Annotated in this window: 8 protein-coding genes; 7 read left to right on the top strand and 1 reads right to left on the bottom strand. The window is 70.1% G+C overall.

The window, feature by feature from the left end:
* Positions 1–20: 20 nt before the first annotated feature.
* From ACFWE2_RS09020 to ACFWE2_RS09005, 4 genes are all read left to right on the top strand, one after another.
* Positions 21–2,345, top strand: coding sequence for a hypothetical protein (locus tag ACFWE2_RS09020; RefSeq protein ID WP_377223880.1), 2,325 nt, complete (start codon positions 21–23; stop codon positions 2,343–2,345).
* 42 nt (positions 2,346–2,387) lie between these two features.
* Positions 2,388–4,769: a glycosyltransferase gene (locus ACFWE2_RS09015; RefSeq protein ID WP_377223879.1), complete on the top strand. Its 2,382-nt coding sequence runs from the start codon at positions 2,388–2,390 to the stop codon at positions 4,767–4,769.
* Between the two features lie 186 nt (positions 4,770–4,955).
* Positions 4,956–7,337 carry a glycosyltransferase gene (locus ACFWE2_RS09010; protein WP_377223878.1) on the top strand — a complete coding sequence of 794 codons (2,382 nt, stop codon included), beginning with the start codon at positions 4,956–4,958 and terminating at the stop codon, positions 7,335–7,337.
* Between the two features lie 186 nt (positions 7,338–7,523).
* Positions 7,524–9,845, top strand: coding sequence for a glycosyltransferase (locus tag ACFWE2_RS09005; protein WP_377223877.1), 2,322 nt, complete (start codon positions 7,524–7,526; stop codon positions 9,843–9,845).
* Positions 9,846–9,934: 89 nt separating this feature from the next.
* Here the strand turns inward: ACFWE2_RS09005 and ACFWE2_RS09000 are convergent, their stop codons facing one another.
* Complete coding sequence (locus ACFWE2_RS09000; RefSeq protein WP_377223876.1) at positions 9,935–10,987, bottom strand: hypothetical protein; 1,053 nt, start codon at positions 10,985–10,987, stop codon at positions 9,935–9,937.
* A 162-nt stretch (positions 10,988–11,149) separates the two neighbouring features.
* Here ACFWE2_RS09000 and ACFWE2_RS08995 point away from each other — a divergent pair, with 162 nt between their 5' ends.
* Genes ACFWE2_RS08995 through ACFWE2_RS08985 form a run of 3 tightly spaced genes read left to right on the top strand, consistent with a single transcriptional unit; the run spans position 11,150 to position 14,508 of the window.
* The gene (locus ACFWE2_RS08995; RefSeq protein ID WP_377223875.1) at positions 11,150–12,181 is read left to right on the top strand and encodes a hypothetical protein; all 1,032 of its coding nucleotides are present in this window, start codon (positions 11,150–11,152) and stop codon (positions 12,179–12,181) included.
* A gap of 58 nt (positions 12,182–12,239) precedes the next feature.
* Positions 12,240–13,202 (top strand): glycosyltransferase family 2 protein, encoded by a 963-nt coding sequence (locus ACFWE2_RS08990; RefSeq protein ID WP_377223874.1) that lies wholly within the window; start codon positions 12,240–12,242, stop codon positions 13,200–13,202.
* 1 nt (position 13,203) lies between these two features.
* Positions 13,204–14,508, top strand: a complete 1,305-nt coding sequence (locus ACFWE2_RS08985) for a polysialyltransferase family glycosyltransferase (RefSeq protein ID WP_377223873.1) — start codon at positions 13,204–13,206, stop codon at positions 14,506–14,508.
* Positions 14,509–14,550 lie beyond the last annotated feature (42 nt).

Here is a 14,550-nt window from a genome sequence, read left to right as displayed (position 1 = left end):
CCGCGGCAGACCCGCCGCCCGTGTCCGCTGCCGAGCGGATCCTCGCCTCGGGTGTGTTCGACGTGGAGTGGTACCAGCACCAGGCGGGTCTGACCTTCGCGGACCGGGCAGAGGCGGTCAGCCACTACGTCGAGGAGGGCAGGCGAGCCGGATGGTCGCCGCACCCGCTGTTCCTCCCGGCACGCCTCGATCCGAGGCGGTGGGACCACGACGAGACGGACCCGCTGGTCGCGTACCTCGAGGGCGCGGACGGCGCGTGGGAGAAGTCGACGTCCCCGCTCTTCGACCCGGCACGCGCCGACGGTCCGCGACGTCCTGACCGGTCCCCGCTGGTCTCGTTGCTGGCGGACGGCGATCCGCGGACCCTGCCGCTCGCACCCGACGCCGGCTGGTTGCGGGACGGGGTCACCCTCCCCGACGTGCGCGAGGCGCTGCGGGCGCAGGTACGCGAGCCGGTCGGTGAGACGGCCACGTCGTGGCGGGACGGTCCGGCCCGGAAGGCCGTGCCGGGGCTGATGAGCGTGGTGGTCACCGACTGCGCCTCGACGTCGGAGGTGCTTGCCGCCCTCGGGGCCGTCGACCTGGTGACGTGGGCCGCGGACGACCGGCCCGCGCAGCCCGTCGAGGTCGTGCTCCTCGTGCGTGACGAAGACCGTCAGGCCTCCGTCGGGCTCGCGCTGGCCAGGCTCGCCCGCTGGGAGGTGCGGACCGTCCCCGTGTCCGGACCCGCTGGAACGGTCGCCGCCGTCGCAGCGGCGGTGCACGGCGCCCGCGGTGAGCACACGCTCCTGATGTCCGCCCGGAACGGGTTCCGGGAAGGGACGCTCGCCGACTGGCGCACCGCGTTCTCGGAGTCTGGCGCCGCCGCGGTGCACCCGCTCGTGCTCAACAGCCGGAACCTGGTCAGCGACGCCGGGGTGGTCTACCCGCCCTACGAGAAGGACCCGGTCCCGTTCCTCGGCGGCATGCACCCGGCCGGCGTCGTCTGGCCGGCGCCGTGGTTCTCCGTGCCGGGGGCGCCGGTCCCGCTGCTGGCGCGCACGAAGTCCGTCCGCGCCGCGCTGGGGGACGGCCAGGCCGGCGACCTGTGGGCCGACATCAGCCTGTCGCAGCGCCTCGCGGTGCAGGAGGGGCGGCCGGTCGTCGTCGTGCCCGGCCTGGTCGGGACACGCGGCGCAGGGGCCGCGGCGTTCGACAGCTCGCCTCAGCCCGGAGAGGATCTGCCGGCGTTCCGGGCGGCCTGGCCAGAGGTGCCGTCCGGGTCGGCCGACCTCTTCGCGGCCTTCGGCCTCTCCCCGGTCTTCCTGGGCGTCTCGGCGGTGAGCGCCCCCGAGAAGGAGAGCTCCTGGACGCGAGCACTCTGGCTCCCTGCCGGAGCGGGCCGCGGCGCCACGGTCACGGAGGCTCCGCCCTCGCTGCGCTGGGCGATCAAGATCGCGGCCCCGGCGGCCGACCGCGCGCGGCAGTGGGGCGACTTCCATTTCGCCAACTCGCTGGCGGACGCGCTGCGTGCGCTCGGCCAGCGTGCCGTCGTCGACAACAGGCTCAACGACGCCCGGTTCACCTCGTACACCGACGACGTGGTCGTGACGCTGCGCGGGCTGTTCGCCGTGACGCTGCCCACGAACGTGACCAGCGTCGCGTGGGTCATCAGCCACCCCGACGCCGTGACGGCGCGCGAGCTCGCGACCTACGACCTCCGGTACGCGGCCAGTCCTCGCTGGGCCCGCGACGTCTCGTCTGCATGGGACCTCCCGGTCCGGCCGTTGTTGCAGTGCACCGACCCGAGCCGCTTCTACCTCGACGACGAGCCCGTTCCCGAGGTCGTCGGCAAGGCGCTGTTCGTGGGGAACTCGCGGGGCGAGGCGCGGCCCGTGGTCATGCACACCGTCGCCTCCGGCACACCGATCGCCGTCTACGGGGAGCAGTGGGAGGGGTTCCTGCCCGCCGCGGCGATCGCCGGAACGTACGTACCCAACGAGATTCTCCGCCGGTACTACCGTTCGGCGGCCTGGGCGCTCAACGACCACTGGGCCGACATGCGAGACCTCGGCTTCGTCTCCAACCGCGTGTTCGACGTCCTCGCATCGGGGGGCCGGCTGCTGACCGACGCGATCGAGGGACTCGACGAGATCACCCGGAACGTGCTCCCGGAGCGCGGCCTGGCCCGCTTCAGGACCGCCGAGGACCTGGAGGCGGTGCTCGCCGGTGAGGGCGGAGCCTGGTATGACGAGACGTCGCTGCGCGCGCTGTCCGACCACGTCCGCAAGGAGCACAGCTTCGGTGCGCGGGCCCAGGTCCTTCTCGAGGACGTGCTTGCTCACCGCGCCACGGCGAGCGACTAGGATTGCAGCGATTTGCGCTTTCCCCCCACCTCGGAGACCTCATTGCACACGCCACCACTCGTCTCGATCATCCTGCCGGTGCACAACGACGAGGCCTGGGTCGGGAACGCGATCGAGAGCTGTCTGCGGCAGACCAACGGGCAGTTCGAGGTCGTCTGCGTGGACGATGCCTCGACCGACGGTACGAGCGAGGTCATCGAGGGCTATCTGTCCCGTGACGAGCGCATCCGGCTGATCCGGCTGGAGCAGAACGGCTCGGCGTTCCAGGGGCGGCGGGCCGGGATCATGGCGGCGAAGGGCGAGTACGTCCTCTTCGTCGACGGCGACGACGAGTTCGCTCCCGACGCGGTCGAGAAGGCGTACGCGAAGGCGCAGGCGACGGGCGCGGACCTGGTCGGCTTCGGGGTCGAGGTCATCAACCCGGACGGGCAGAAGGTCGGCGGGTACCAGAAGCGTCTGGCGCCGATCCATCACTCGCTCACCGGTGAGGAGGTGTTCAACGGTCTCTTCCCGGTCGGCAAGCCGGCGCAGGGCCAGCTCTGGCGGTACCTCTTCCGGACCTCGCTGCTGCGTGAGGTCTACGAGATGCTGCCGGCGGACCTCGTGCTCCCGCGGGTCAACGACCTTCCCATCATGTTCCTCGCGGCGGCACGCGCCCGGAAGTACGTGTCGATCACGGACAAGCTGTACCGGTACTTCTTCCGTCGTGGGGGCAGCGGGCACGCGGTCGCGGACGTCGCGCAGTTCGCTTTCTACCTGGGTGCGATCGACTCCGTCGAGAGCATCCGCCCGGCGGTCGAGTCCCTGACCCTGTCCCGGACGGACCCGACCGAGCTGATCAGGAGCTATGAGTCGGCGCGGTTGTCGATGATCGCCAACGTGATCGGCTTCCTGCAGAAGAACATGAGCAGTGATCTGCACGGGGCGTGCCTCGACCTGCTGCACACCAGGGTCCCGCAGCCGGATGTCGTGCTCGCGGCGGTGACGCACTGCCCGGAGGTTCTCTCGGTCCTGGCGACGAGCGGCACCCGGATCGAGGCGGGTGAGCGTCCGGTCAAGAGCGTGCTGCTGACCACCAAGACGCTGACGACCGGCGGCGTCTCCGGGGTGCTCCTCTCGCAGGCGCACTTCCTGCTGGAGGCCGGGTACAAGGTCACGGTCGTGGCCCACCGCAAGGACAGCGTGCTCGACGGCCTGCCCGAGGGCGCCAAGTTCATCGAGATGAAGGGCAAGGGCCTGCCGGCCCGCGTCGAGGAGTGGGCGCAGATCTGCCGCGACGAGGCGATCGACGTCATCATCGACCAGCAGATCCTGTACAGCCGGCAGTGGCCGTCGTACGCCCTGATGGCGCGCGCCCTCGGCGTGCCGACGATCGGGTGGATCCACAACTTCGGCCTGCGCCCCATCTACGACCAGAACGACCTGACGTCCTTCCTCACGGACCACCTGAACGCTCTGGCGACCACGGTGACGCTGTCGCCGCTCGACGTCGCCTACTGGAAGCTCCGTGGCATCGAGCACACGGTCTACCTCCCGAACCCGCCCTCGCCGCTGCTGATCGAGTCGGCCGGCTCGGAGGTCACGAAGAGCGCGCCCGAGGGCCGGATCGAGCTGGTCTGGTGGGGTCGCCTGGACGAGCGCACGAAGAAGCCTCGCGAGCTGCTCCTCATGGCGCAGGAGCTGCGCCGGCTGTCGGTCGACTTCGAGCTCACCGTCATCGGGCCGGACTGGAAGGACTACACGGTCGCGGACCTCGCCGCCGAGGTGGACAAGAAGGGCCTGGGCGACCACGTCAAGGTCGTGGGGCCGCGCCGTGGCGAGGAGCTGATCCGGTCGATCGACGCGGCACACCTCTTCGTGACGACGAGCATCATCGAGGGCTACCAGCTCACGCTCGCGGAGGCTCAGGTTCGTGGTGTGCCCGTGGTGATGTACGAGCTGCCGTGGCTGGTCCCCGTACAGGACAACGAGGGCATCGTCGCCGTCCGGCAGGGTGACGCGGTGGGGCTCGCCCGGGAGGTCGCGGCCTTCGCCGAGGACCGTGAGCGGTATCTGAGGTACTCGGCAGCCTCGGTCAAGGCCGCCGAGCGGATGACCTCCTACGACATGTCGAGCCTGTACCAGCAGCTGCTCGTCGGCGGGCTGCCTGCCGAGTTCTCCCCGGAGCCGACGCTCGACGACGCCCGGCAGATCCTCGACTGGACGGTCTTCTACGCGGAGACCAGCTTCGCCGAGAGCGCGGAGAAATCACGCGGCCTGGCCGGCGTGCGGAAGGCACTCAGGGCCGCGCCGGCCAAGAAGGCCGCCGCCTCGACACCGGCCCCGGCCAGGAAGGCCTCCATGGCGCGACGGGTGGCACGGCGGAGCATCCAGACCTTCCCCGCGCTGGAACCGGTCCTGCGGCGAGTGCAGAAGGCGCTGTGACAGCGTCCGGAAGGTGAGAGCTCCTGGTAGGAGTGAGGCTGCCGAGCGCGGCCCGCTCCTACCGGGAGTTGTGCGCGGGCGACTTACATGGCCCGTGCGGCGGCCGGGACCTACGATTGCGGCAGGTCGCTGGCGCCCTGGAGGACGGCGGCGATCTGCGCGCCCGTCCTCACCCCGGAGACCTCATTGCACACGCCACCGCTCGTCTCGATCATCCTGCCGGTGCACAACGACGAGGCCTGGGTCGGGAACGCGCTGGAGAGCTGTCTGCGGCAGACGAACGGGCAGTTCGAGGTCGTCTGCGTGGACGATGCCTCGACGGACGGCACGAGCCAGGTCATCGAGAGCTACCAGGCCCGTGACCAGCGCATCCGGCTGATCCGGCTGGAGCAGAACGGCTCGGCGTTCCAGGGGCGGCGGGCCGGGATCATGGCGGCGCAGAGCGAGTACGTCCTCTTCCTGGACGGTGACGACGAGTTCGCCCCGGACGCCGTCGAGAAGTCCTACGCGAAAGCGCGCGCGACGAAGGCCGACCTGGTCGGCTTCGGGGTCGCGGTCATCAACCCGGACGGTCAGACGGTCGGCGGGTACCAGAAGCGCCTGGCACCCATCCATCACTCGCTCAGCGGCGACGACGTGTTCAACGGACTCTTCCCCGTCGGACGGGCGGCGCAGGGGCAGCTCTGGCGGTACCTCTTCCGGGCCTCGCTGCTGCGTGAGGTCTACGAGATGCTGCCGGAGGACCTCGTGCTCCCGCGGGTCAACGACCTTCCCATCATGTTCCTCGCGGCGGCACGCGCCCGGAAGTACGTGTCGATCACGGACAAGCTGTACCGGTACTTCTTCCGTCGTGGGGGCAGCGGGCACGCGGTCGCGGACGTCGCGCAGTTCGCTTTCTACCTGGGTGCGATCGACTCCGTCGAGAGCATCCGCCCGGCGGTCGAGTCCCTGACCCTGTCCCGGACGGACCCGACCGAGCTGATCAGGAGCTATGAGTCGGCGCGGTTGTCGATGATCGCCAACGTGATCGGCTTCCTGCAGAAGAACATGAGCAGTGATCTGCACGGGGCGTGCCTCGACCTGCTGCACACCAGGGTCCCGCAGCCGGATGTCGTGCTCGCGGCGGTGACGCACTGCCCGGAGGTTCTCTCGGTCCTGGCGACGAGCGGCACCCGGATCGAGGCGGGTGAGCGTCCGGTCAAGAGCGTGCTGCTCACGACCAAGACGCTGACGACCGGCGGCGTCTCCGGGGTGCTCCTCTCGCAGGCGCACTTCCTGCTGGAGGCCGGGTACAAGGTCACGGTCGTGGCCCACCGCAAGGACAGCGTGCTCGACGGCCTGCCCGAGGGCGCCAAGTTCATCGAGATGAAGGGCAAGGGCCTGCCGGCCCGCGTCGAGGAGTGGGCGCAGATCTGCCGCGACGAGGCGATCGACGTCATCATCGACCAGCAGATCCTGTACAGCCGGCAGTGGCCGTCGTACGCCCTGATGGCGCGCGCCCTCGGCGTGCCGACGATCGGGTGGATCCACAACTTCGGCCTGCGCCCCATCTACGACCAGAACGACCTGACGTCCTTCCTCACGGACCACCTGAACGCTCTGGCGACCACGGTGACGCTGTCGCCGCTCGACGTCGCCTACTGGAAGCTCCGTGGCATCGAGCACACGGTCTACCTCCCGAACCCGCCCTCGCCGCTGCTGATCGAGTCGGCCGGCTCGGAGGTCACGAAGAGCGCGCCCGAGGGCCGGATCGAGCTGGTCTGGTGGGGTCGCCTGGACGAGCGCACGAAGAAGCCTCGCGAGCTGCTCCTCATGGCGCAGGAGCTGCGCCGGCTGTCGGTCGACTTCGAGCTCACCGTCATCGGGCCGGACTGGAAGGACTACACGGTCGCGGACCTCGCCGCCGAGGTGGACAAGAAGGGCCTGGGCGACCACGTCAAGGTCGTGGGGCCGCGCCGTGGCGAGGAGCTGATCCGGTCGATCGACGCGGCACACCTCTTCGTGACGACGAGCATCATCGAGGGCTACCAGCTCACGCTCGCGGAGGCTCAGGTTCGTGGTGTGCCCGTGGTGATGTACGAGCTGCCGTGGCTGGTCCCCGTACAGGACAACGAGGGCATCGTCGCCGTCCGGCAGGGTGACGCGGTGGGGCTCGCCCGGGAGGTCGCGGCCTTCGCCGAGGACCGTGAGCGGTATCTGAGGTACTCGGCAGCCTCGGTCAAGGCCGCCGAGCGGATGACCTCCTACGACATGTCGAGCCTGTACCAGCAGCTGCTCGTCGGCGGGCTGCCTGCCGAGTTCTCCCCGGAGCCGACGCTCGACGACGCCCGGCAGATCCTCGACTGGACGGTCTTCTACGCGGAGACCAGCTTCGCCGAGAGCGCGGAGAAATCACGCGGCCTGGCCGGCGTGCGGAAGGCACTCAGGGCCGCGCCGGCCAAGAAGGCCGCCGCCTCGACACCGGCCCCGGCCAGGAAGGCCTCCATGGCGCGACGGGTGGCACGGCGGAGCATCCAGACCTTCCCCGCGCTGGAACCGGTCCTGCGGCGAGTGCAGAAGGCGCTGTGACAGCGTCCGGAAGGTGAGAGCTCCTGGTAGGAGTGAGGCTGCCGAGCGCGGCCCGCTCCTACCGGGAGTTGTGCGCGGGCGACTTACATGGCCCGTGCGGCGGCCGGGACCTACGATTGCGGCAGGTCGCTGGCGCCCTGGAGGACGGCGGCGATCTGCGCGCCCGTCCTCACCCCGGAGACCTCATTGCACACGCCACCGCTCGTCTCGATCATCCTGCCGGTGCACAACGACGAGGCCTGGGTCGGGAACGCGCTGGAGAGCTGTCTGCGGCAGACGAACGGGCAGTTCGAGGTCGTCTGCGTGGACGATGCCTCGACGGACGGCACGAGCCAGGTCATCGAGAGCTACCAGGCCCGTGACCAGCGCATCCGGCTGATCCGGCTGGAGCAGAACGGCTCGGCGTTCCAGGGGCGGCGGGCCGGGATCATGGCGGCGCAGAGCGAGTACGTCCTCTTCCTGGACGGTGACGACGAGTTCGCCCCGGACGCCGTCGAGAAGTCCTACGCGAAAGCGCGCGCGACGAAGGCCGACCTGGTCGGCTTCGGGGTCGCGGTCATCAACCCGGACGGTCAGACGGTCGGCGGGTACCAGAAGCGCCTGGCACCCATCCATCACTCGCTCAGCGGCGACGACGTGTTCAACGGACTCTTCCCCGTCGGACGGGCGGCGCAGGGGCAGCTCTGGCGGTACCTCTTCCGGGCCTCGCTGCTGCGTGAGGTCTACGAGATGCTGCCGGAGGACCTCGTGCTCCCGCGGGTCAACGACCTTCCCATCATGTTCCTCGCGGCGGCACGCGCCCGGAAGTACGTGTCGATCACCGACCGGCTCTACCGGTACTTCTTCCGTCGTGGCGGGAGCGGGCACGCCGTCGCGGACGTCGCGCAGTTCGCCTTCTACCTCGGCGCGATCGATGCTGTCGAATGCATCCGCCCGGCACTCGACTCCCTGACGGAGACCCGGAAGGACCCGGCCCAGCTCATCAGGAGCTATGAGTCGGCGCGGCTGTCGATGATCGCCAACGTGATCGGCTTCCTGACCAAGAACATGAGCAGCGACCTGCACGGGGCGTGCCTCGACCTGCTGCACACCAGGGTCCCACAGCCCGACGTCGTGCTCGCGGCGGTGACCCACACCCCGGAGGTCCTCTCGGCCCTCGCGACGTCCGGTACCCGGATCGAGGCGGGTGAGCGTCCGGTCAAGAGCGTGCTGCTGACCACCAAGACGCTCACGACCGGTGGCGTCTCCGGCGTGCTTCTCTCCCAGGCGCACTTCCTGCTGGAGGCCGGGTACCGGGTCACGATCGTCGCGCACCGGAAGGACAGTGCGCTCGACGGTGTGCCCGAGGGTGCGAAGTTCATCGAGATGCGGGGCAAGGGTCTGCCCGCGCGGGTCCAGGAGTGGGCGCGGATCTGCCGGGAGGAGGAGATCGATGTCATCATCGACCAGCAGATCCTCTACTCCCGGCAGTGGCCGTCGTTCGCCCTGATGGCGCGGGCTCTGGGCGTGCCGACGATCGGGTGGATCCACAGTTTCGGGCTGCGCCCGATCTACGACCAGAACGACCTGACGTCGTTCCTCACGGACCATCTCGGCGCGCTCGCGACCACGGTGACACTGTCCCCGCTCGACGTCGCCTACTGGAAGCTCCACGGTATCGAGCACACGGTGTATCTCCCGAACCCGCCGTCGCCGCTGCTGATGGAGTCGGCCGGCACGGGGGTGACGAAGAGCGCGCCCGAGGGCCGGCTCGAGCTCGTCTGGTGGGGCCGCCTGGACGAGCGTATGAAGAAGCCGGCCGAGCTGCTTGCCGTGGCGCAGGAGCTGCGCCGGCTGTCGGTCGACTTCGAGCTGACGGTGATCGGGCCGGGCTGGCGGGACTACACCGTCGCGGACCTCGCCGCCGAGGTCGAGAAGAGGGGGCTGGCCGAGCACGTGAAGGTCGTGGGGCCGCGCCTCGGTGAGGAGCTGATCCGGTCGATCGACGCGGCGCACCTCTTCGTGACGACGAGCATCATCGAGGGTTACCAGCTCACGCTCGCGGAGGCTCAGGCCCGAGGCGTGCCCGTGGCCATGTACGAGCTGCCGTGGCTGGTCCCCGTGCAGGACAACGAGGGCATCGTCGCCGTCCGCCAGGGCGACGCGGCGAGGCTCGCCCGGGAGATCGCGGCACTTGCCGAGGACCGTGAGCGGTACCTCAGCTACTCGCAGGCGTCGATCAAGGCCGCCGAGCACGTGACCACCTACGACATGTCGAGCCTGTACCAGCAGCTGCTGCAGGGTGCGCTGCCCCCCGAGTTCTCGCCGGAGCCGACGCTCGACGACGCCCGGCAGATCCTCGACTGGACGGTCTTCTACGCGGAGACCGGCTTCGCGGAGGGCGCGGCGAAGCCGCGCAGGACCGCGCCGGCCAAGAAGATCTCCCTGGTGCGACGGGTCGCGAGGCGGAGCATCCGGACCTTCCCCGCGCTCGAACCAGTGCTCCGGCGAGTGCAGAGGGCGCTGTGAGCAGGCCTGGGACCTCCTGGTAGGAGCGAGCTGGTCGAGGCCGGCCGCCTACCAGGAGCCGAGCGGCGTCCGCCCGATCCGTCAGGAGGTCAGAGGACGGAGTCCATGGCCTTGTGGATCCGCTCCTGCAGGTCCGCGAGCGTGGCCCGGGCGGTGTCGATGCCGGACACCAGGCTCGGGCGGCGGTCCACGACCTGCGGGCCGAGCCGGCCGAACTCGTCGTACCGGCCGGTGAGCTCGCCGAGCCCCGCCGAGTCGAGCAGACGCTTGATCTTCTCCGGGTCCGCGGCCGAACCGAGGGGGTACGCACCCTCCGTCGCGCCGATGATCAGCCCGTGGGCGCGGTCGCTGATCACCGCGAGCGACCTGCCGTAGATGTCGCGGGCGTGGACGTCGAGATCGCGGTGGCTCATGCTGGCCGGCACGAGGTACTTGCCGCCGAGCTCCTCGGCGACGCGCACGGCGCGGGGAGCGTCACGGGCCACCTGGGCGAGCGTGACGATCTCGGTCGACGTCTGGGCGGCGAGGGCGCGGACCGCGTCGAACCACGAGGCCTCCGGCCACGGCCGGTCGTAACGCAGCGTGATCGGCAGCAGCGGGCGCTCGGACTCCGGAGCCCACTCCGAGGTCGGCGTACCCATCGAGTAGGCCCAGTCCGGGGCGACGTCACCGAACCCGGCGGCGTCGCGGGACGGCTGGTCCCGCCACGACACGATCGCCGCGTCCTTCAGCACCTGGTGGAACGTGACCGACTCCGCCGCGACCTTGGGCGACCGGATCCCGATCCCGGCGACGATGACGGCGCCCCCGGCCTCGACGGCCTGCTGCAGGCCGATGACCCGGCCGCGCTTCGGGTACGTGCCGCCACGCGGGTTGATCTCGCCGGCCTCGAAGAGGTGGACCGGGCGAACAGCGGCCCTGGAGGCCGCGCCCCACTTCGACGCCTTCGTGTAGACACGGTCCTCCGGCTCCAGGGGGAGTCCGGAGACGTAGTCCGAGGTCTTGCCCTCCAGCAGCACGTGGATGCGGCGGCCCTCGCCCCGGGCGGCGACGAGGAAGCCGGCCCGCAGCGCTGAGTCGCCGAGGTTGTCGTCCTGCCCACCGAGGTTGACAAAGACATCTTGGACACGGTTCGAGTTCACGGTGGGGGATCCTATTATGCGAGTCGCGGAATCGGCGGTCGATCAGGCTGACGCGCACAGGGTCTGTGTGGACCGCTGAGACCCGCCATTGGTGCTGCTGTTGCTGCGGAACGTGACTGTGGACCGGACCACGGCCACGGCCCACGTTGGTATCGTAGCCTGGTGCCGAACCTGACTCACCCCGCCGCCGATCTCGCTGTCGAGCGCGACCAGATTCTTGTCTACGCCTCCCAGCGACAGCCGTACCACATCCTTTCGTACATCGACCAGGTCGTCGGGAACGAGGCGACGCCGGACGTCGAGTTCCGCTTCTTCGAGGGCAAGCTCCCGCACGCCGACATGGACGTGATCCACCTCCACCGGTCGACCGTGCTCTTCGGCAAGGGAAGCCGGTGGAAGCGGCTCGCGAAGCTCGCCGACTTCGTGCTGCAGGCCAAGCGCCGCAAGATCGCCGTGGTGCGGACCCTCACCGGTGCCGATGCCAGCGGCAGGGGCGGCAGGCTGCGCCGGGCCGCCAACCTGCTGCTCGACCAGGTGACGACGTCGTACATCGTGCTGGACGAGGTGACGCGAACCCCGAAGGGGCGCCCCGCCACGCTCATCCCGCACGCGCACTACCGTGAGCGGTTCCTCGGCTACCCCCGCTCCGAGCAGGTGCCCGGCCGGCTGCTCCGGATCGCGCCCATCCTTCCCAAGGGCGTCGCGCCGGCTCTCGCGAACTTCTTCGTCACCGAGACCCCGGGGCTGACGCTGCGCGTGGTCGGCAAGCCGCTGTCCGGTGCGTACATCGGGCTCAAGGGCATGGCGGCGCGCGACCCGGAGAGGGTGACGCTGCTCCTCGAGACCATCTCGGACGGTTCGACCGTGCAGGAGGTCACCGCGGCCGAGCTCGTCCTGCTCCCCAAGGTGTCCGAGATCGAGGACATGCAGGTGCTGTACCTGGCGCTGTCTCTCGACCGCCCGGTCCTCGCGCCCGCCAACGACCTCACGCGCCGTCTCGCCGGCAAGGTCGGCGCCGGGTGGATCAACCTCTACGAGGGTGCCCTCACCGCCGAGGTGATCGACTCCACGGTGGCGAGCCTGCGCGCGACGCCGCCGTCGGGCAGCCCGCAGCTCGACGGGCCCGACCTGGAGGGGACGGCGAAGATGTACGCCAAGGTCTTCCGGGAGGCGGCGGCTGCCGTTCGCCGGTGAGCTGCGGGCCGGTGTGCTCCGGTCGTCTGCCCGGAACTCATGAGCCAGGACGGAAACCTTGACCACGCTGAGCATCATCGTGCCGGTCTACAACGCGGCTGCGTTCTTGCCCAACTGCCTCGCGACGATCAGGGCGAACCAACGCGATGACTATCAGTTCATCCTGATCGACGACCACTCCACGGACGAGACGCCCGAGATCATCGAGCGTGCGGCGCAGGAGATGCCCTGGCTGACGACCCTGCGCAACCCGGAGAACTACGGGGTGGCACGGTCCAGGAACGTCGCGCTCACGCATGCCGAGGGCCGGTACCTCGCCTATCTCGACGCCGACGACTGGTACCAGGTGGGGCACCTGGACCGGACCCTGGCCGCGTTGCGGCGGCTGGACGTCGACTTCGTCCGGACCGATCACGTGCGGGTGGACCGGATGGAGCGCGTGATCGAGCGCGCGCCGGAGGACCGCCGGGACGTCGTGCTCGACCCGAGGTCGCAGATCGGCGCGCCGGGCTACCGGACGGTCGTGGACTACCCGTTCCTCTGGGCGGGCATGTACGACAGGGAACGGATCGACCCCGCGCTGTTCGCCTTCGACGAGTCCTTGCGGACGGCCGCGGACCGCCCGTGGTTCTGGCGTCTGCACCTGAACACGGAGTCCACGGCCGTGGTGGACCTCAACGGCTACTTCTACCGCAAGGACGCCAACCCCACGGCGCTCACCCAGGCGGGCAACGCGAACACGTTGCACTTCCTGGACGCCTACGCCGGCATCCGCGACCTGGCGGTCGGCTCGGGCAATGCCGGGTACGTGGACAAGGCCGCGTACGGGGCGATGCGGATCGTCGAGTTCCACGTGTCCCGCCGAGCCAGGCTGTCCCACGAGCTGCAGCACGAGCTGTACCACCGGTCGTCGGCGTTCCTGAACTCGTTCCCACCGGAGTCCGTCCGGACCGCGCTGCGGCACTTCGACCTGCCCAAGCGGATCGTGCTCGGGAAGATCCTGCGAATCGAGGCGGACTGACATGGACCAGCTCTTCGTCGCTCCCACCTTCACGGCCGCCGCCAGCATGGCGACCGCCGTCGACGACGGCCTGTACGCCGACGCCGGCACGAAGGTGCTGATGACGACCAGCAGCTCACCGATCCCGGAGCTCGGGCTCGGCCTGGCGGAGCAGCCCGGTCTCGACGAGCTCGCCCGCCGGTTCGACCGGGTGGTGTCCCTCAACGAGATCATCTACCCGCATCACCCGCTGTCGTGGAGCCCCGCGGAGGACCTCGGGCGGTGGCACGGGATCCTCGCGGCGGCAGTGGGCCTGCGCGAGCCGTTCGGGATCACGCTCCAGTCGTTCCCGGTCGAGCCGTCGACGTCGATCCTGCGTGTCTTCCAGGAGGGGCCGGTCGACATCGTCTCCGACGGGCTGATGACCTACGGCCCGACGCGGATGCCCGCGCTGCGGCGGATGGCGCAACGCCTGCGCCGGCTGCTCTACCTGGACCTGGCCGGCGGGCTGGACCCGGTGCTCCTGCGCGAGCACGGGGTGGAGAACGTGGTCCTGTCCTCCGCGGGGTTCCGGGACGTGGTGGCCGAGTACGGGAAGGTGACGGCCTCCGCGTCGCAGGGTGAGGAGCGGGTCGACGCGATCCTGCTCGGACAGCACCTGAGCGCGCTCGGGCTGCTGTCGCAGGACGAGGAAGCGGAGCTGCACGAGAAGTTCCTCCGGGTGGCCGCGGGACTCGGGTACCGGCAGGTCGCGTTCAAGCCGCACCCGAGCACGCCGCCGGCGTTCGCGCACCGTCTTCCGGACCTGGCCGACGAGCTGGGCGTGCGGCTGCGGGTCCTGGACGGCGCCGTCCCCGTGGAGGTCCTGTACGAGCACCTGCGGCCTGCCGCCGCGATCGGGTGCTTCACCACCGGGTTGTCGACGGCGGTCGAGGTCTACGGGATGGACGGGTACGCCGTCGGGGTCGACGAGGTCCTCGAGCGGCTGCCGGAGCTGCAGGACAGCAACCGCATCCAGCTCGCGATCACCGACGTCCGCATGAAGCGCGTGGACGTCGCGCCGGACGGCACGCTGATCGAGCACCGTCCCGCCGTGACCGACGTGCGGCTGCTCGTGGACGAGGTCGCGCACGCCGTGCAGCCGGTGCGCAGCCCCGGCAGCGGCGACGACCAGCGTCTCGCGGACGCTCGCGCCCTGGCCACTAAGGTGCGGACCCGGCTACGGCGCTCCGCTGCACGAGTCGTACGCAAGGCGTCCCGACGGTCGAAGGGTGCGGTCCGCACGGCGAACGCCGTCGCGAAGGCGGTCATGTTCCGGCCGCACTGAGCTGGGCTTTGGGCCTGATCGGCAAAAGGTCAGGTGGTCGGC

This window comes from Promicromonospora sp. NPDC060271 (genome assembly GCF_042726755.1).
Taxonomy (GTDB): domain Bacteria; phylum Actinomycetota; class Actinomycetes; order Actinomycetales; family Cellulomonadaceae; genus Promicromonospora.
This window is presented reverse-complemented; position numbering and strand designations above follow the sequence as displayed.